The sequence below is a fragment of the Bradyrhizobium sp. CCBAU 21365 genome (assembly GCF_015291305.1).
In the GTDB taxonomy this organism is placed as follows: Bacteria; Pseudomonadota; Alphaproteobacteria; order Rhizobiales; family Xanthobacteraceae; genus Bradyrhizobium; species Bradyrhizobium elkanii.
Genome location: NZ_CP030036.1, coordinates 196,567 through 215,354 on the forward strand (window position 1 = coordinate 196,567; position 18,788 = coordinate 215,354).

The following is an 18,788-nucleotide window of genomic DNA, read 5'->3' on the forward strand; positions in this document are numbered from 1 at the left end:
TCCCGAATGCATTTGCCGCCCGGTGTAACGAGCCTATCGGGCGCCCGGCCTATTCCGCCGGCGCAAGGCGGCGCTCGGGGCGCGTGCGCACCGTCTCTCGCGCGCCAATCCGCGCACGACGTTTGCGCCACCAGATCACGACGCCCGTCACCGACAGCGCCGCAACCACCAATCCCATCAGCGAGATCAGGATGCGCCCGGGCAAGCCGGCGATTCGGCCGGAATGCAGCGGAAACTGCATCTGCACGAACACGTCGGCCGCGGTGCCGACCCATGGCAGCCGCTCGCCGAGCGGACGGCCGTCCTCGCTGTCGTAGTAGAGCTGCGCCGGCCCGACGCCCGCGGCGCCATGTTCGTCGCCCGGCTCGAAGAACGCGACCGCATAGACGCCATGGGCCGGACCATAATTGATCGAACCGATCGGTGCGGTCCAGCCGCGCGCCTTGCCGTCGGCCGCGGCCCGCGTGACGATCTCCGCATAGGTCATCTTCGGCTCGATCGGATCGTCGAGATGACGGTATGGCCGCTGCTCGTAAGGTGTCGGCGTGTAGTTGGACACGGTCTTCATCAACGGCGAGAACACCTCGAAATAGAGGTTCAGCGAGAATGCCGTGAACGCGATCACGAACAGCAAGGCCCAGGTCCACAGGCTGAAGGCGCGATGAATGTCGAAATTGATTCGATAGGCGCTGCCTGAGGTCTTGATCTTCCAGGCCGGCGCCCAGCGGGTCCAGAAACCCTTGCCGCGCGGGCCCGATATCGCCGACGCCCACTCCACCCTTGCGCGCCGCCGCGACGGCAGGGTCAGGTAAAAGGCGACGAAACAATCGATCGTCCAGATCACGGCGATGACGCCGAGGAAGCGCATGCCCCACCGATCGCTGCCCCAGAATTCGGGGATATGCATCGTGTAGTGCAGCTTGTAGAGGAACGAGACGAAGTTTTCGCGGGTCACCGGCCAGACCGCGCCCCAATAGCGACGTCCGAGCTCGGCGCCGGTGTTGGCATCCAGGAAGACTTGGTTGTAGTCGAGCGTGTAACGTTTGCCGGTCGCCGGATCGATCCGCGGCAGCACGAAGAACCACAGCGACTCGCCTTTCTCCGCCGTCATGAACATGTGGACGACGCGGGCGCGGGGATCGCGCTGCTCGATCAGCCGGGCGAGCTCGACCGACGGGATCGCTGGTCCGGAGCTCGTCACCTCGAACAGCTTCCTGTTGAGCACGTCGTCGATCTCGTGGTCCCACGAGATGATCGCGCCGGTGACGCCGGAGAAGAACAGGAAGGCCGCGGTGACAAGTCCCGCCCAGCGATGCAGTCGTCCGAAGATTGGTCTCATGGGGATTTCAGCAGGTTGTTCGGGGTGATCACCAGCGATAGGTCAGCTTCGCGATCGCCTTGCGGCCCTCCGCGTAGAAGCAGCTGGTGTTGCCGTAGCAGGCTGCCACGTAGCGCGTATCGGCGAGGTTGGTGACGTTGAGCGAGAGGCGATAATTGTCCCTGGTATAGGCGACGAGCGCATCGACCACCGTCGACGCCGGCACCTTGAAGGTGTTGGCGTCGTCGCCGAACGTCGATCCGACATAGCGGACGCCGGCCCCGAACTGGACCCCGGCGAGCGGACCGCCCTGAACGGTGTAGTCGCCCCACAGCGAGAAGCGGTTGAGCGGGACCGTGGTCGGCGCCTTGCCGACATTGACGGGATCCTTGGTGACGACCGCGTCGACATAGGCGTAGCCGCCGCGGATGTTGACGCCCTCGACAAGCGTCGCGGTGCCTTCGAGCTCGATGCCGCGCGACCTGATCTCGCCGGTCTGCTCGGCGAAATAGGACGGCGGGGCGTAGGTGACGACGTTGGATCGGGTCAGGTCGAAGGCGGCCAGCGTGATCAGCGCATTGATGCCGACGGGCTGGTACTTGACGCCGACTTCGTACTGGACGCCGGACTCCGGCTTCAGCAGTTCGCCGGCGGCGTTGATGCTCAGCACCGGCAGGAATGATTCCGAATAGCTGAAATAGGGCGCGACGCCGTTGTCGAAATTGTACATCACGGCGGCGCGGCCGGTGAATGCCGAGGCATCGGTCGAGGTCGACGTCTTCGCGAGATTGTTGTCGAGGTCGGTGGTGACGAAATCCTGCCGCCCGCCGAGCAGGAACGACAGCCGTCCGAGCCTGATCTGGTCCTGCAGATAGAGGCCGGCCTGCGACTGCTTGATGCCGGTGTCGTCATACGGTCCGTTGTTGGTCCAGCTGTTGGTATAGACCGGCGCGAAGACGTTGAGCTTGCCGGTGCTGTAGCTCGAGGCCATGTCGCGGAACGAGGTGTTGCGGTAATCGACGCCGAACAGCGTCGTGTGGCTCAGCATGCCGGTGACGAACTTGCCCTGCAGCTGGTTGTCGACCGCGAAGGAATCGATCGTCGAGCTGCCGCCGGCGCCGCCGCGCGACAATAGGCCCGCGGCTTCGTCGGCCGCCGACGCATAGCCGGTGCCGTAGAAGCTCTTCTGCTCGTTGTGCATCCACGAATAGCGCAGGTTCTGGCGGAAGGTCAGCGCCTCGTTGAAGTCGTGCGACAGCATGTAGCCGACCGAGGATTGCTCGGTGTCGAACTGGTTGAAGCCGGGTTCGCCGACGAAGCGCGTGTTCGGAATGTAGCGGCCGTTATTGGCCCAGACGGTGCCGGACGGCGGCAGGAATTGCAGGCCCCAGCCGGTGCGTTCCTTCTGGTAATTCGCAAGGAAGGTGATCGTGGTGTCCTCGTTCGGCTTCACGGTGACGGCGGGCGCGATGAAGACGCGATTGTCCTTGGTGTAGTCGACCTGGGTCTCGCCATCGCGCGCGACGCCGGTCAGGCGCCACAGCACTGTCCCTTCCTTGTTGGCGCGGCCGCCGATATCGAACTCGCCCTGATAGCGGTTGAAGCTGCCGCCGGACAGCGACACTTCGCCGAACTCGCGCGCGGTCGGCAGCTTGCTGACATAATTGAGGATGCCGCCGGTGCCGCTGCCGCCGAACATCGCCGAGGATGGTCCCTTCAGGACCTCGAGGCGCTCGGCGCCGTACGGATCGAGCCCGAGGAAGTGCACATAGTTGCTGCTCGGCAGCCGCAATCCGTCGAGATAGAGGCCCGGCATCGTCATGTCGAAGCCGCGGATTTGCAAGCCGCCGAAGCGGGTGTCCGAGCCGCCATTCACGTCGCCGCTGACGCCCGCGGTGTAGCGCAATGCCGCGCCCACCGATTCCGCACCCTGGTTCCTGATCTGGTCCGTCGTGACGACCGAGATCGATTGCGGGATTTCGATCAGCGGCGTGTCGGTCTTGGTCGCCGTGCCCGAACGCGTGGCAACGAACCCGACCACCGGACCGCCGGCTCGCTCTCCGGCGCCGGCACCGGATCGTGCCGCCGCTGGCGGCGTCGCCTGCCGGGATCGAGCCACGCGGTTGGCGCGGCTCGTGCGTGCGGTCACCGGACGACGAACCGGTCTTGCATTCGCAGCTGCCGCGCGTTGCTGAGGCGCATCCACGCTCACCGGCGGCAGTTCCGATTGCGCGTCGGCACGTTCGATCGTGACTCCTGCGGCAAGGACGGCGGCGGTACATAGACCGATCGTTCGCAGTCGCGGATGTTGACGGGTGGAATGCGAAGCAAGTCGATCGATCACGCGAAGGCGCCCCTGATATCAGCCTGGATGGATTTGTGATCCGGCTCTACAGCGCGGGGCTCGCGAGTACAGACCTCGGCAGTTGGAATAGATCGAGACTGCGCGCGCGATCAGCGTGCGATCGCTGAAACAGCAAGGAAATCGACGACGCGCTGCGACAATAAGCGCGATGCTCGTGCGTGCTGGAATGATTCTTGAAAATGATTCCTGCAGTTGTCGACGACGCGAACTGTGTTCGATCGCGCGAGGCGCGCGTCATCGCGAGCGACGCCCGACGCTTCCGCACCGGCCGGAAGCGGATGCGCCGCGTGGTGAACTGGTACTCGGCGACCAACTCTTGGCGCCGCGAATGTTCTTGTAATGTTCTTGCACTCGCCGCCAGGTTCCGCTACCTTCGATTGCGCAAGATAGGGGCAGCATGGTCCAGCGCGTTTCCACCGTCGCATTCGAGGGGATCGAGGCCCGCGCGGTCGACGTGCAGGTGCAGGTCGCGCCGGGATTGCCCGCATTCGCGATCGTCGGCCTGCCCGACAAGGCGGTGTCGGAAGCCCGCGAACGGGTGCGTTCGGCGCTGATCGCCTCCGGCCTTGCGCTTCCTGCCCGCCGCATCACCGTCAACCTCGCACCCGCCGACCTGCCCAAGGAGGGCAGCCATTACGACCTGCCGATCGCGCTCGGCCTGATGGCGGCGATCGGCGCGATCCCGCCGGATGCGCTGAACGGCTTCACCGTGCTCGGCGAGCTCGGGCTCGACGGCTCGATCGCAGCCGTTGCGGGCGTGCTGCCCGCGGCAATCGGCGCCAATTCGCGCGACGAGGGATTGATCTGCCCCGCCGCCTGCGGCTCGGAAGCCGCCTGGGCCAGTCCGGACGTCCAGATCATCGCGGCGCACTCGCTGATCCAGATCGCCAACCACTTCAAGGGCACGCAGGTGTTGTCGCGCCCGCAGCCGAAGGTGCATGAGCGCGAGGAAACGCTTTTGGACCTGCGCGACATCAAGGGCCAGGAGAGCGCGAAACGCGCGCTCGAGATCGCCGCCGCCGGCGGGCATCATCTGCTCAAGTGATTCCGTCAATGGGAACAGGCTTCGGATAGGCGGGTCCCTTCCGGCTCTATGGTACCGTTTTGGCCGACCGCCCCTTGGGTGACTTCGAGTTCCTTGGCTTAAAGGGGTTTGCCGCTACCGAGGCTTCACGAGCCGGTTCATCAACCAATAACTTAGCCCCAGTCAGCTAGGGCTTTGACGGTGATTCGCGGAATTGCTATTTGGATGGTGGCCCCGGCCGGATTTGAACCGACATGCTTGCAGGCGGCAGCTCCCAAAGCTGCTGTGTCTACCATTTCCACCACGGGGCCGAGTTGAACGGGGAAACCCACCATGAGGCGGGGTGTCGTAAGCACCCTCCTCATGGCCCGATCCAAGGGCAGAGCCAGCTCGCAAATCGGTTTGGTCAAGGCGGGCTGGCGCGACTTTATGGCGGAGGCATCTATTCCTCCTCCAATAGACGCGGTGGCGGGGCCGGTGTCGCGCCTGTGACGTACCACCGGCCCTCCACGTTGGCGATTTTCGCGCCCCTTAGGCGATGGAGAGCGGTCCTTACGGTCCGCTCCGGCAACTCCGCGGAAAGCGCGGTGGCAATCTCGACGCCGCGCTTGCCTGGATTTGCCTCGATGTAATTCCGCACTATTTCATAAGAGCTTAGGCGCTTCGGGCGCCCAAGATGCGCTCGGGCTCGGGAATCGGCACCGGGGGCCACTGGAAACCGCGAGGTGCGCCCCGCTTCTTCCTTTTTCTTGAGCGTATCAAGGGCTGCAGCCCAACCGTCACTGAAGCCCTCCTCCCAGCCGGCGAACCACCCTTTTCCATAAGCGGCTTCGGCGTACTCCTTGACCGCTTCCTTCATTGCGGCAAACGCTTTGTCCTGGCGTTCCTGGCGCTCCTTTCGCTCACGACGGACAGTTTCGCCCTCGTTCGCCCCGTCATCATCGTTCGAATCTGTATTCATGGTCCGCAGTATCGGGGCGCTTTGAATGTTTCGCAAGCGGAATCTGAATGTGCCCCGGGAACACCACCTGAACTATTTCGTGAACTATCGGACATACTCAGCTAGGTAATTGGAACAGCAAAGGAAACGTGATTTCACCGGCCTGTGGATAGTCGGGACCGATTCAGCCTAAGCGGCGACTGCCGCGAATGCTACAGTCAGAATCACGCGGATGAATACCAGAACCTATTCTCATGGTCGGCGCACCCGTATCCCAGGAATACTGCAATCCAAAATTTGGTGCCGGTGGCGCGGTAGCCTACCCAAATGGGTGCACCAGTGTTTGGGTAGACCCCATCCGCAGCGAATGTGGATCAATTTCCCGCCCCGGCGCCGGTTCTGCCATCAATGGGAGGCTGGGGCCCCGGGGGCGGCATGGGACCCTTGGGAGGGGTTCTTGGGCCTCCCGCTTCAAAAAAGGTCGGGCTGAAGCCCAGGGCGTCTGTCCAACTTCACAGGGCGGAGTGGCTTTGGGAAGCACTGCACGGTGCCTAGTCCTACGAAGGCCGCTGGGTGCCGTCTGGCTTCTCCGCTAAGAGGGCCGCATAGCACCTGCCGCCCCAACGGGCTTCCGAGGGGGCACACTAGGCTATTGTAGGGCTGCCTACGCTCAGCCCAAAGCTAGACCATCACCCCTGTGCAGATATATTTATACGGCCGAAACGGGCTACATCTGGCTAATGTATTGTATTTGCTTATTAATCTTCCAATCTTTGCCCCAAGTACCCTATGCAGCCGCATAGGTTTTAGGGTCCTACTTGCATAGCTCGGGGTTTGGGGGCCCGTCATGCCCCCATGTCGTCCGCCGCAGCTAACGGGCTCTCTCCGTTGTCCAGCCCCTCATCATCATCTTCCCCGCTCTGCATTTGCGCCTGTAGGGCCGCTAGCAGCTTAGGGCACAGGTCACGGTCATAGAGCCACAGGGCGCGCGCGGTGACCTCGGGGTCCGTGGTGCGCAGGATGGGCATACGGCTGTTCAGTTGCTTAGCTAGCTTCGCCGCCGCGTCATGCTTGCTCTCTTGCTCGGGGCTCAGGTCCAAGCGCACCCCGTTGACCTTGCTCCACGGATGCACGCTTAGATCAGAGCCTAGACGGGTGAAGAGCCTTTCTCCCATCGGGTTCTTATCGACCCCGGTCATGTAGTTGTGGTGCCACTTTACAACTCGCCGCATCATCGCAACGGTGCCGTCACTACAGCCGGTGAGCTTCACCACCATCTGCTTACTGCTACGCCAGCCCTTGCCATCCCAGTCGAGCAGCGTGCGTGTCCAAGCGGCCTCGTGCTTGTCGCCCTGCTCAATCGGAAGATGCGCCTTTTCGTTCCGATGCACGCTTGCGTCCATGGCCGCCCGCGCGGGCCCAGCGAACCACTGGCAACTGATGGGCCCGGTGTGCTTCGCCTTCTGATAGGCCGCCAGCCGGTGATGCCCGTCAACCACAACCCACTCATGTCCGTCTACCTTCCCGGTGTACTGATTGGTTGTCTCAAACTTCACAACTAGCGGCGGGTCCAGTTCTCCCTTCCGATTGATGCGGGTGACAAGCGTGTTTACGTGATTGGTGTCCAGCGTGCGCAATCCGTATCCGGGCCTGCGCGGCTGAAACAACTCTAAGCGTTGCTTGATGTCCTGCGGTTTCAAATTAACGTACACCGGCCGCCCATCAATAACCTCTGGCTTCACCAGCCGTGCCTCAGCCTCCTGAAGGGCCTTTGCGGTGACATACGGGGTGATCTTGCTTAGCTGATGCTTCATAGTCCTGCTTCTTCCGTGCTCTTAATCTGATTGGCGCCCCAGTCGAAGCGACTCGTGAAGAACAGCGTCTCCTGCGCCTCATCGGCGTGGTGCCATAGGATGTCCAAGCGCCCCTCCTGCGGCCTCATGACCATCTTGCGCACCGCACCCCGCAGCGCCTTGTTGGCCTCCTCGGTGTCTATGGTCTCCGCTGTGAGCGCCTTCTCCACAGCGGCCAATCGCTTTAGGACGTTTGTGCTAGTCATGGCGTCACGGCGCCCCATCGTCTCCCGCAGGGTCTTCTTCAGCCGGTCCAATTCGTCCTCAGCCTCCCGCAGCCGCTGTCTTGCAGACCTGCTCTTGTCGGAGATGGTCAGGTCAAGCAGCTCGCTAACGATGTCTTCGCCAGCGTCAATCTCCCCCTTCAATCTTTCAATCTTGGCGTCCAACTCTGCTGTGTCGTTGCCTCGCGGTGCGCTGTTCAGCGTCCCCAACCGGTGGCTCTTGAAGGCGCCCACTGCCTCCGCGTACGGTACGCTCTCGTATTTGCAGGTGCCCGCCTTCGCATGCGCTGCTGCGCAGACCAGATAGACGTGGTCTCCCTTGTTGACCCGGGTGACGGTTCCTCCGCAGTGCTGACATTTCATGATCCCGGCGAAGATGGAACGCACCGGAGCCGTGGCGTTCTTACCCCTTGCCTCAGTGGTATTGAGGCGAGCGTTCACGCGCTCGAACAGCTCGCGGTCGATGGCTGGCGGGAAGCGGTGCGCAATGGGCTCCTGCGGGATGCGTTGCTTGCTGCGCTTGCCCTCTACCTTCTCCACACGGTGGGGCACGAAGATGCCGATAGCTGCCTTGTTGGTCAGGAGCTTGCGAATGTAGCTTCTATGCCAGTATCGGGCTTTCCAGCCCCCGGCTCCCCATGTGCCGACCCCAGCCTCGTTGAGTTGTGCCGCGATGCTGTGCGCTCCCATGCCGTCGTCCGCCATCTCGAACATCCACCGCAGCCGTTCAGCTCGATCCTCAATCAGCTCGTAGGTGGTTGTCTCGGTGTTCCAGCGTATCCATGCGGGCAGCCTGCGGGTGTACGGCTTGGTGAGCTTCTGATCGCTGGCAAAGACGGCGCGCTTATTCGCATATGCTTCGCCAACGCGTCGCCCCTTCTGTGCGCTCTCCTGGTTACCTCGGGCGAACGAGAGCAGCATCGCCATTAGGTGCATCAAACCCTGATCGCTGCGGAGGGTCTCCATGTTGTACTCGCGCCCAAGCCCGCCGTTGTCGGACAGGTCTACGACGGTGACACCTGCGCGGATAATTCCTTGCATGGTGTACGAGGCGTCAAAGGCGGGCTCGCGGCTCAGCCGGTCTAGGTTCTCGACTAACAACCACGATCCCTTGGGCACCGTGCCCTCCTCCACGGCTCTCAGGAACGCACCGAGGTTTCCTACGTCCTTGTTGGCGCCGGTGTAGGCTGACACGCCTCGGTCGGTGAGGTTCAGCTCGGTGTCGAGAGGGACGCCATTGCGATCAGCCCAAGCCTGCGCCATGGCTGTCTGTCGCCTCAAGCTGTCTCCCTGCTCCTGCGCTGGCGTTGAGAAACGCTTGTAGCTGTAGGCCTTGGGCTGCACCTGTGCGTCGGTTGTGGGAACTGGTGATGCGGGGATGATGGTGATGCGGTTCATGTAATTGCCTTGCTTCCAGAGCGTTCAACGCCCCAATGTGGGCCATTCACAAGATCACATGCTGATGATCGGCTCGCCCGGCGCCGGCAAATCGATGCTGGCGGCGCGGCTGCCCTCGATCCTGCCGCCGCTGTCGCCGTCGGAGCTGCTCGAAGTCTCGATGATCGCCTCGGTTGCCGGCGAGATCCGCGACGGCGCCTTGACCGCGCGGCGCCCGTTCCGCAGCCCGCATCATTCCGCCAGCATGGCCGCGCTGACCGGCGGCGGCACGCGCGCCAAGCCGGGCGAGATCTCGCTCGCGCATCAGGGCGTGCTGTTCCTCGACGAATTGCCGGAGTTCGATCCGCGCGTGCTGGATTCGCTGCGCCAGCCGCTGGAGAACGGCGAGGTTTCGGTGAGCCGGGCCAACCACCGCGTCACCTATCCGGCGCGCTTCATGCTGGTTGCGGCCATGAACCCGTGCCGCTGCGGCCATGCCTATGAGCCCGGCTATTCCTGCAAGCGCGGCCGGCTCGACCGCTGCACCGCCGACTACCAGATGCGGATCTCCGGCCCGCTGATGGATCGCATCGACCTGCGGATCGAGGTGCCCGCCGTGACCGCGGCCGATCTGATCCTGCCGCCGCCGGCGGAGGGATCGGCCGAGGTTGCCGCCCGCGTCGCGGCCGCGCGCGACATCCAGCTCGCGCGCTATACGGCTGCCGGCATGCCGCATGTCCGCACCAATGCGGAAGCGCCGAGCTCGCTGCTCGAGACCATCGCGCAGCCCGACGCGCACGGGCAGAAGCTGCTGCGCGAGGCCGCCGACAACATGCACCTCACCGCGCGCGGCTATCACCGCGTGCTGCGGGTGGCGCGCACGCTTGCCGATCTCGACGGCGCCGAGACGATCGGCCGGCTGCACCTCGCCGAAGCGTTGTCCTATCGTGCATTGGCCGACGATTTGCGCCGCGCCGCCTGACCGAACCTAAGCCCTGTCCCGATTCGTGCCGCAATGCCCCGCGTCAACGCGGCGGTAACGAGTTTTGTTTACGCTCCGCAAACCATAAGAACCGCGATCCGCGGCAAGCTGGGTCGAGCGAGTTGTGTCATGTTGCGTTTGAAGATTTTGACCTCGGTGGTCCCCCTTGCCGTGGCCGCGGTCCTTGCCCGCGCCGAGTTCCTGCCGGGCCCGCGGCCCTGCATCGAGGTGGGTGGCACCACGATGCAGATCGCATCGATCCCCTGGCTGGCGCAGCTTCACGTCAGCTTCACTGACGACCCCAGCCAAGCCACCGTCCGGGTCCAGATCGCCGACAGCGCCGACGCCGCCGACTTCACCGTGATCGACGACATCGACGATGCCGAGGCCGGCGCCTGCGAGCGCAGCGCGGCGGCGCAGCTGATCGGGATTTCCGGCGATGCCTCGGCGACCGGCCCCGTCATCTTTCTGACGCATGATGCTGGCCCATCCGACTACCGTGTCTTCGTGCAGTCGAAGACCTTCTCGGTGCGCGATGCCGCGGCCCTGATCGTCAGCGCGCGCGGCGGACACCGCCGCCTCGAAGCCGCATCGCCCGCGCCTGACGCGCGCGTCCCGAACCGGGTCGTGGCGGAGTTAACCCCCCGCTAACCTTGTTATCAGGGCAGCGCGAAATGGCCACCAACTTCAAGCACTTTGCAAGCTGGCCGACGCATCGTCACCGCCAGATCAAGCTGTCTCAGGGTCACCATTGATGGGGCGTTTCTTCCGGATCAAGTTGCGCCTTCGCCGCTTCGTCCGGCGCCATTCCTGGGTCGCGACGATCGTCCGTTCGTTCACGATCTTCTCCGTCGCATTCGGCAGCGCCTTCGGATTCATTTCGGGCGCGCTCTCGCAACAGAGCGGCTACGATCCCAATGCATTCGCGATCGGGGTCAGCTTCCTGTTCGCGCTCGCCTGCCTTTGGATCGTGACGCTCGGCATCCGCCTGCGGCTGATGCGCAAGCGGCTGCGCACCATCGCCATGCACAATGAAGCGATGGCCGACCGCAACTGGGAACTGCAGGAGGCCGAGCAGCGCGCCTCCACCCTGTTCGAGGCGCAGGACGATTTGATCGTGCTGCGCGACCTCGACGGGCTCATCACCTATGCCAACGATGCCTATTGCGAGCTGGCGCAGAGGCCTCGCAGCGAATTGATCGGCAGCACCGCAACGCTGAAGGTGCTCGAGCAGGGCGACACCGCGCTCGAATCCAACGGCACGCGGGTCTACGACCAGAAGATCGAGGGACCGCTCGGGCCGCGCTGGATCGCCTGGCGTGAAGGCCTCGTGCGCAACGATGCCGGCGCGCCGGCGGAGATGCAGAGCGTCGGCCGCGACGTCACCGACCGCACCGAGAGCGAGCACGCGCTCGCCGAAGCGCGCGATCAGGCCGACGCCGCCAACCGCGCCAAGTCGCGCTTCCTCGCGATGGCGAGCCACGAGATCCGCACCCCGCTGAACGGCATCATCGGCATGAGCGGATTGCTGATGGATACGCAGCTGACGCCGGAGCAGATGACCTACGTCAAGGCGGTCAAGACATCGGGCGACGCGCTGCTCGCGCTGATCGAGGAGCTGCTCGATTACTCCAAGATCGAAGCCGGCAAGATCGATCTCGAACACCGTGCCTTCGCGCTGTCCGGCCTGATCGAGGACATCACCGAGCTGCTGGCGCCGCGCGCGCAGACCAAGGGCATCGAGATCGCCGCCTATGTCGACGAACGGCTGCCGACGCAGGTGACCGGCGACGCCGCGCGGCTGCGTCAGGTGCTGCTCAACCTCGCCGGCAACGCCATCAAGTTCACCGCGACCGGTGGCGTGGCGCTGATCGTCGAGCCCGGCATCTGGCCGAACGAGATCAGCTTCCTGGTCCGCGACACCGGGATCGGCATCGCGCCGGAAGCGCAGCAGCGTATCTTCCGGGAGTTCGAGCAGGCCGACGACCGGATCGCGCGCAGCTATGGCGGCACCGGCCTCGGCCTCTCGATCAGCGACCGCATCGTCAAGCGCATGGGCGGCCGCATCACGCTCGCAAGCACGCCTGGCGCAGGCTCGACCTTCGAGGTGTCGATCCCGCTCGTCGCCGCCGATACCGGCGAGGCCGGCGGCTTCGCCGCGCCCGACTTGACGGGACAGTCGATCATGCTGGTGGCGCCGCACAGCATCGAGGTCTCGCTGATCTCGCGGCGGTTGCAGCGCTGGGGCGCGCAGACCTGCATCGTGTCGGATGCCGATGTCGCCGAGGCATTGCTGCCGGAGCGGAGCTGGCAGGCGGTGCTGATCGACCACACGCTCGGCACCCCGGCGATGGAGGCGTTTGCCGAAGCCGCCCGCCTCCACGCGACCCATCGCATCGTGATGTTCACGCCGGCGACGCGGCAGGATCTTTCGGCCTCCGAGTCGGCCATGTTCACCGGTTACCTGGTGAAGCCATTGCGCGCGTCGTCGCTCGCCGCACGCCTGACCGCATCGCCGGAAATTGCTGCGCCGAGCCTCGCGATCGAGGCGGCCGCCGGGTCCGTGCCCACGGCGCCCGCTTCCGCGCTGCCGGACAAGGGGCTCTCGATCCTGGTCGCCGAGGACAATGAGATCAACGCGCTGTTGATGCGCTCGCTGCTCACCCGGCTCGGCCACAACGTGGTCATCACCACCAATGGCGAGCAGGCGATGGAGTCCTGGCTGTCGGCGACCTCAGCCGGCACGCCCTACGATCTCGTGCTGATGGACATCCAGATGCCGCGCCTCAACGGCATCGAAACCACCAAGCAGATCCGCGCCCATGAGGCGGCGCACTCCGTCCGCCGGACCCCGATCCTGGCACTGACGGCAAATACGCTGGTAGAAGACCGCTACGCCTGCTTCGAAGCCGGCATGGACGGTTTCCTGATCAAGCCGCTCGACCGCGAGAAGCTGGAAGAAGCGCTCGCGGGCCTCGCCGCCGCGCGGCATATCGCGGCGTAGCAGCCGCAAACTCCGCGTCGTCCCGGCGAAGGCCGGGACCCATATGTGGACGGCCCCCGTGGCACAAGAGCTTTTTGGTGAGATCGGATCGCTTGCATCCATATGTCCGGCCTGTTGAGTGCGATCGGGTCGATCGCTGGCCAAGATGGGTTGCGCGATGCGAGTTCCAAACAACCAGGCGACCTGTTGACGGCCGATGGGTCCCACGGATTGTCTCGCATCGTTGCTCGATCGATCGCTCCATCTGCTCCTGCAGCTCCGGGTCGACCGGCGAGCGAGCCCGCCGGCCGGCCAATCTGTTAGGTGGCCGGAATGGGATTCATCCGTGCCACATCGTAGCTCTCACCTGTTGCCATCAGCTTCCAGGCGATGCGGGCCACCTTGTTGGCGAGCGCCACGGCCGCAAGCTTCGGCGGCTTGCGCTGGATCAGGGCCAGCAGCCAGCGCGAGTGATGACCGCGTCCCCGCCTGGCCTGCTGGATCACCGCCGTGGCCCCGATCACCAGCAGCCGTCGCAAGTCCTCGTCGCCCGCCCGCGTAATCTTGCCGAGCCTGGTCTTGCCGCCGGTGGAATGGTCTTGAGGTGTGAGGCCGAGCCAAGCCGCAAAGTGCCGGCCGGAACGGAAGGCAAGCGGATCCGGCGTCTTCATCACCAGCATCGTCGCAATGATTGGACCGATCGAGGGGATCTGCGCCAGACGCCGACCCGTGGCATCGGATCGGTGCCAGGCCATCAGCTTGGCTTCGATCTCCCCAAGCTCGCCCTCAAGCCTGGTGTACTCGCGGCCCAGCACGACAAACAACTCGCGCGCCAGGGCGGGAAGCGTCTCGTCCTGCGCAATCCGCGCCAGCAGCGGCTCGACCTTGTCGACCCCTTTGGCTGCGATCAGGCCGAACTCCGCCGCATGGCCACGGATCGTATTGCCAAGCTGGGTGCGCCGGGCGATCAATCCATCGCGGATACCCGTCAGCATCAGCGCGGCCTGTTGCTCGGCCGTCTTGACCGGCACAAAGCGCATGCTCGGCCGGCCCATCGCTTCACACAGCCCTTCCGCATCCCGCCCGTCGTTCTTGTTCCGCATCACGTAGGGCTTCACCAGTTGCGGGGCCATCAGCTTCACCTCATGGCCGAGCTTGCCAAGCTCTCGCGCCCAATGCTGCGAGCCTCCGCAGGCCTCCATCCCGATCACCGTCGGCGGCAACTTGGCGAAGAAATCCAGCACCTGCTTCCGCGACAGCTTCTTGCGCAACACAACCTGCTCGGCCGCATCAACCCCATGCAGCACAAAAATATGCTTCGACGTATCCATACCGATGCGGATAATCTCTCTCACGGACGGCTCCCTTGTCTGAGATTTGCAACAACCTCATTCTGGCACAACTGATGCCGTAGGGGGCCGTCCACCCCATCAACCACTGTTGTCGATTGGTGAACGACCGTCTCGCCGCGTGCCTCTTGCAGTGGCCGCAGAGTATGGGTCCCGGCCTACGCCGGGACGACAGCACTGATGCGGTCAGCTTTGGCGGATCAAACCTACAGCCGGCGCAGCGCGACCGACTGCACCACGTGATCGGCACCCTTCTTGAGGATCAGCGTCGCGCGCGGGCGGGTCGGCAGGATGTTGTCCTCGAGATTGGCAAGGTTGGTGCGCTCCCAGATCGCGATCGCAGTCGCCGTGGCTTCCTCGTCCGACAGCGGCGCATAGCGGTGGAAGTAGGACCTCGGATCGGTAAACGCAGTGTCGCGCAGCGCCAGGAAGCGCTTGATGTACCACTCCCGCAGCACGGCCTCGTCGGCGTCGATATAGACCGAGAAGTCGAAGAAGTCGGAAACGAACGGCACCGCCTTGCCGTCGCGCGGCAGCCGCCCGGTCTGCAGCACGTTGACGCCCTCGACGATCAGGATGTCGGGCTGGTCGATCTCGACCCATTTGTTCGGCACGATGTCGTAGGTCAGATGCGAATAGACCGGCGCGCGCACGCGGCGCCGCCCCGCCTTGATGTCGCTGAGGAACGACAGCAGCGTCGGCAGGTCGTAGCTCTCCGGGAAGCCCTTCTTCTGCATGATGCCCTGCCGCTCGAGCACCGCGTTCGGAAACAGAAAACCGTCGGTCGTGATCAGATCGACCTTCGGCCGCGGCGACCAGCGCGCCAGCAGCGCCTGCAGCACGCGTGCCGTGGTCGACTTGCCGACCGCGACGGAACCGGCGACGCCGACGATGTAGGGCATCTTGCGGTCGCGGATGTTGAGGAACTGACGCTGCGAGTAATACAGCCGCTGGGTCGCATCGACATAGATCGAGAGCAGCCGCGACAGCGGCAGGTAGATGTCCTCGACCTCCTGCAAGTCGAGGCGGTCGTGCATCGAACGCAGGCGGTCGAACTCGCCCGGCTCGAGCGTCATCGGCGTATCGTCACGCAGATGCGACCATTGCTGGCGCGTGAAGATGCGGTAGGGGTTGTACTGTTGATCTGGTGCCCGGATGTCCATGAGGCTGCCCCTCTCGATGCGCTCGATCATTTGCGCTAGTCGCGCTTGCGCGACGCCTTCTCTTCCAGTCCCGACATCGAGGTGCGCTTCTCCAGCGCGGCCTCGACATCCTCCAGCTTCACGCCGCGTGATTTCAACAGAACCAGCAGGTGAAACACGAGATCGGCACTTTCCGCGATGAGGTGATCGCGGTCATTCTCGACCGCGGCGATCACGGTCTCGACCGCTTCCTCGCCCAATTTCTTGGCGCAATGCTCCGCGCCCTTGTCGAGCAGCTTACGGGTGTAGGACGCCTCGCCGCCCGTCGCAGCGCGGGCGTCGATGGTGGCGGCCAGATCGTGGACCGTGAAACGCGACATCAACTCAACTCAAGCATGCACAGCGGCACCGCACGGGTGCCACCCCTTAGGTGGGGACTTAGCATTTTTGTGACAAGGAGTCCTCAACCACTCCGTTTGAGCGTGGTCTTTTCGGAAAACCGGTTTCCACTTTTCCGGACCACGCTCGCGCTAGGGATCGAGCCGCATCGGCAGGCCGGCGCGCACCATGTGATCCTTGGCCTGACGGATGGTAAATTCCCCGAAGTGGAAGATCGACGCGGCCAGCACGCCGGTGGCGTGACCCTCGCGGACGCCGTCGACCAGGTGATCGAGATTGCCGACACCACCGGACGCGATGACCGGTACGGGGACACTGTCCGCGATCGCCCGGGTCAGCGGCAGGTCAAAGCCCTGCCTGGTGCCGTCCCGGTCCATCGAGGTCAGCAGGATTTCGCCGGCGCCGAGCGCGACGACCTCCTGGGCATATTCGATGGCGTCGATCCCGGTGGCATTGCGTCCACCATGGGTGAAAATCTCCCAGCGGTCCGAGCCGCCGGCGCGCTTGACCCGCTTGGCGTCGATCGCGACCACGATGCATTGCTCGCCGTATTTCTCGGCCGCTTCCTTGACGAATTCGCGCCGGCTGACGGCCGCCGAATTGATCGAGACCTTGTCGGCGCCGGAGCGCAGCAGGGTCTTGATGTCGTCGACGGTGCGGACGCCGCCGCCCACGGTCAGCGGCATGAAGCAGGCTTCCGCCGTCCGCCGCACCACGTCCAGCATGATGCCGCGGTTTTCATGGGTGGCGGTGATGTCGAGGAAGGTGAGCTCGTCGGCGCCGGCGGCGTCATAGGCGATCGCGGCCTCGACCGGGTCGCCAGCGTCGCGCAGATCGACGAAGTTGACGCCCTTGACCACGCGGCCGTCCTTGACGTCGAGGCAGGGGATCACGCGAACCTTGAACATGATCTCCTCCTACGCGCCGCGGATCAGCTGAAGGGCAGCGGCCGGATCGAGCCGTCCGTCATACAGCGCGCGGCCGACGATCGCGCCGGCGAGCTTTTTGGCACGCGGCTGCAGCAGCGCCTTGACGTCGTCGATCGAGGCGAAGCCGCCGGAGGCGATCACCGGAATCGAGATGCGGTCGGCAAGCGCAATGGTCGCGTCGAGGTTGAGGCCCTTGAGCAGGCCGTCGCGGGCGATGTCGGTGAAGATGATCGCGGCGACGCCGGCATCCTCGAAGCGCTGTGCGATCTCGAGCGCGGTCACATGCGAGGTCTCGGCCCAGCCTTCGACCGCGACCTTGCCGTCGCGCGCATCGAGGCCCACGGCCACGCGACCCGGGAATGTCTTCGCCGCGCCCTTCACCAGCTCGGGATCGCGCACTGCGGCGGTACCGATGATGACGCGCGTGATGCCCTTGTCGAGCCAGGCTTCGATGGTCTTGAGGTCGCGGATGCCGCCGCCGAGCTGCACCGGCATGGTGACGGCCTTCAGCATCGCCTCCACCGCATGCGCATTCATCGGCTTGCCGGCGAAGGCGCCGTCGAGATCGACGACGTGGAGATATTCGAAGCCCTGCGCGGCGAAGCTCGCCGCCTGCGCCGCCGGATCGAGATTGAACACGGTGGCGCGCGCCATGTCGCCCTGCTCCAGGCGCACGCACTGGCCGTTCTTCAGATCAATCGCTGGAAAGAGAATCACGGCTTCCACTTCAAGAAATTGGCGATCAAAGCGAGGCCGAAGCGCTGGCTCTTCTCGGGGTGAAACTGGGTGCCGATCGCGGTGTCCTTGCCGACGATCGCGGTCACCGGCCCGCCATAATCGGCGCGCGCCAGCACGTCCGCCTCATTGGCGGCGTTGAGGTGATAGGAGTGCACGAAATAGGCGTGACGTCCCTTCGGCCCGAGCGGCAGCCGCTCCAGCACCGGATGCTCGCGCACCATGTCGAGCGTGTTCCAGCCCATATGCGGGACCTTCAGGCTCTCGTCGCGCGGCTCGATCTTCTCGACATCGCCGCCGATCCAGTTGAAGCCCTCGGTGATCACGTGCTCCTTGCCGCGCGTCGCCATCAGCTGCATGCCGACGCAGATGCCGAAGAACGGCCGCGCCTTGACCCGCACCGCCTCGGTGAGCGCTTCCAGCATGCCGTCGACCGCGTCGACGCCGCGGCGGCAATCGGCAAACGCGCCGACGCCGGGCAACACGATCCGATCGGCGCGATACACCGCATCGGGATCGCGCGTCACCTTGATGGCTTGTGTATCCTCCATGCTGCGCGCGGCGCGCTCGAAGGCCTTGGCCGCCGAATGCAGATTGCCGGAGCCGTAATCGATGATTGCAACGGTCATCGCGATCCTCCTGGCTCTGGAAACAATCCGATGATGCCGCCCTGCGGCATCATTGGGGGTTTTGAGAATGACTGACCCGGAACGTCTCGGGTTGGCGGCGGCCCGCCGCGATCGACCGACCGCTGATCATTGACGGCGCCGCGATGCCGCGCGGTCCAGCGCGCGAAGAAGCGGCGCTCGGCGGCCTCTGCATCGTCGCCCACGACGATGTCGATCTGGCGCCACCTGCGCCGCGACAGCGTCCAGCGTTGCAAGCTCGCCGCTTCGAGCCCGAGCAACACCATCAACACCAGGTCGACGAAGAAGATCGCGCTGCGGCCGACGCCAAGCTTGGTCAGCGCGTAATCGATCGCGAAAGTAAGAACGAGCCAGCCGATCAGTGCCAGCCAGAGCCGATGCCAGGCCAGCCAGATTACGCCCGCAACCGCGGCCCAGAAATGGAAACCGTCGCGCACGAAGACGAACTTGTCGGCCGCCGCGAGATCGGCGCCGTTGGCCACGGGGGCATGCACTGTATAGACCGGCATCGAAGGCTCCGC

At 64.5% G+C, this 18,788-nt stretch carries 14 protein-coding genes, 1 tRNA gene and 2 pseudogenes; 4 read left to right on the forward strand and 13 right to left on the reverse strand.

Going from position 1 to position 18,788, the window contains the following annotated elements; genetic code table 11:
• Positions 1 to 49: 49 nt before the first annotated feature.
• The gene (gene fsrB / locus XI02_RS00910; protein ID WP_194483349.1) at positions 50 to 1,339 is read right to left on the reverse strand and encodes a siderophore utilization protein FsrB; all 1,290 of its coding nucleotides are present in this window, start codon (positions 1,337 to 1,339) and stop codon (positions 50 to 52) included.
• A 28-nt stretch (positions 1,340 to 1,367) separates the two neighbouring features.
• Positions 1,368 to 3,359 carry a TonB-dependent siderophore receptor gene (locus XI02_RS00915; protein WP_172648983.1) on the reverse strand — a complete coding sequence of 664 codons (1,992 nt, stop codon included), beginning with the start codon at positions 3,357 to 3,359 and terminating at the stop codon, positions 1,368 to 1,370.
• Positions 3,360 to 4,080: 721 nt separating this feature from the next.
• On the opposite strand from XI02_RS00915, the pseudogene XI02_RS00920 reads away from it, so the two are divergent.
• Positions 4,081 to 4,722, forward strand: a pseudogene (locus XI02_RS00920) (magnesium chelatase domain-containing protein); the annotation flags it as partial.
• A 211-nt stretch (positions 4,723 to 4,933) separates the two neighbouring features.
• On the opposite strand, the gene XI02_RS00925 reads toward XI02_RS00920, so the two are convergent.
• From XI02_RS00925 to XI02_RS00940, 4 genes are all read right to left on the reverse strand, one after another.
• Positions 4,934 to 5,018: transfer RNA gene (locus XI02_RS00925), tRNA-Pro, on the reverse strand.
• A gap of 131 nt (positions 5,019 to 5,149) precedes the next feature.
• A complete protein-coding gene (locus XI02_RS00930; RefSeq protein WP_172646210.1) occupies positions 5,150 to 5,668 on the reverse strand; it encodes a hypothetical protein in 519 nt (172 codons plus the stop codon).
• A gap of 824 nt (positions 5,669 to 6,492) precedes the next feature.
• Positions 6,493 to 7,461: a ParB/Srx family N-terminal domain-containing protein gene (locus tag XI02_RS00935; RefSeq protein ID WP_194483350.1), complete on the reverse strand. Its 969-nt coding sequence runs from the start codon at positions 7,459 to 7,461 to the stop codon at positions 6,493 to 6,495.
• Entirely contained in the window at positions 7,458 to 9,122 is a 1,665-nt protein-coding gene (locus tag XI02_RS00940; RefSeq protein WP_172646207.1) for a recombinase family protein, read from the reverse strand. The genes XI02_RS00935 and XI02_RS00940 overlap by 4 nt, the downstream gene beginning before the upstream one ends.
• Positions 9,123 to 9,177: 55 nt before the next feature.
• On the opposite strand from XI02_RS00940, the pseudogene XI02_RS00945 reads away from it, so the two are divergent.
• From XI02_RS00945 to XI02_RS00955, 3 genes and pseudogenes are all read left to right on the forward strand, one after another.
• Positions 9,178 to 10,083, forward strand: a pseudogene (locus XI02_RS00945) (YifB family Mg chelatase-like AAA ATPase); the annotation flags it as partial.
• A 129-nt stretch (positions 10,084 to 10,212) separates the two neighbouring features.
• On the forward strand, positions 10,213 to 10,734 hold the full coding sequence (locus tag XI02_RS00950; RefSeq protein WP_069279075.1) for a hypothetical protein: 522 nt from the start codon (positions 10,213 to 10,215) through the stop codon (positions 10,732 to 10,734).
• 103 nt (positions 10,735 to 10,837) lie between these two features.
• Entirely contained in the window at positions 10,838 to 13,087 is a 2,250-nt protein-coding gene (locus XI02_RS00955; protein WP_069279076.1) for a PAS domain-containing hybrid sensor histidine kinase/response regulator, read from the forward strand.
• Positions 13,088 to 13,386: 299 nt separating this feature from the next.
• Here XI02_RS00955 and XI02_RS00960 read toward each other — a convergent pair whose 3' ends face one another.
• The 7 genes from XI02_RS00960 to XI02_RS00990 all read right to left on the reverse strand — a co-directional run bounded on the left by XI02_RS00960 (position 13,387) and on the right by XI02_RS00990 (position 18,776).
• Positions 13,387 to 14,421 (reverse strand): IS110 family transposase, encoded by a 1,035-nt coding sequence (locus XI02_RS00960; RefSeq protein WP_172646394.1) that lies wholly within the window; start codon positions 14,419 to 14,421, stop codon positions 13,387 to 13,389.
• Positions 14,422 to 14,621: 200 nt separating this feature from the next.
• Positions 14,622 to 15,578 (reverse strand): type I pantothenate kinase, encoded by a 957-nt coding sequence (coaA, locus tag XI02_RS00965; RefSeq protein ID WP_026192056.1) that lies wholly within the window; start codon positions 15,576 to 15,578, stop codon positions 14,622 to 14,624.
• A gap of 35 nt (positions 15,579 to 15,613) precedes the next feature.
• Entirely contained in the window at positions 15,614 to 15,937 is a 324-nt protein-coding gene (locus tag XI02_RS00970) for a phosphoribosyl-ATP diphosphatase (protein WP_028341982.1), read from the reverse strand.
• A gap of 150 nt (positions 15,938 to 16,087) precedes the next feature.
• Entirely contained in the window at positions 16,088 to 16,864 is a 777-nt protein-coding gene (hisF, locus tag XI02_RS00975; protein WP_028335794.1) for an imidazole glycerol phosphate synthase subunit HisF, read from the reverse strand.
• A gap of 9 nt (positions 16,865 to 16,873) precedes the next feature.
• The gene (hisA, locus tag XI02_RS00980; RefSeq protein WP_026192057.1) at positions 16,874 to 17,602 is read right to left on the reverse strand and encodes a 1-(5-phosphoribosyl)-5-[(5-phosphoribosylamino)methylideneamino]imidazole-4-carboxamide isomerase; all 729 of its coding nucleotides are present in this window, start codon (positions 17,600 to 17,602) and stop codon (positions 16,874 to 16,876) included.
• A complete protein-coding gene (gene hisH, locus XI02_RS00985; protein WP_016841478.1) occupies positions 17,599 to 18,249 on the reverse strand; it encodes an imidazole glycerol phosphate synthase subunit HisH in 651 nt (216 codons plus the stop codon). The genes hisA and hisH overlap by 4 nt, the downstream gene beginning before the upstream one ends.
• Positions 18,246 to 18,776: a DUF2628 domain-containing protein gene (locus XI02_RS00990; protein WP_018269324.1), complete on the reverse strand. Its 531-nt coding sequence runs from the start codon at positions 18,774 to 18,776 to the stop codon at positions 18,246 to 18,248. Before XI02_RS00990 ends, hisH begins: the two co-directional genes overlap by 4 nt.
• Positions 18,777 to 18,788: the final 12 nt, after the last annotated feature.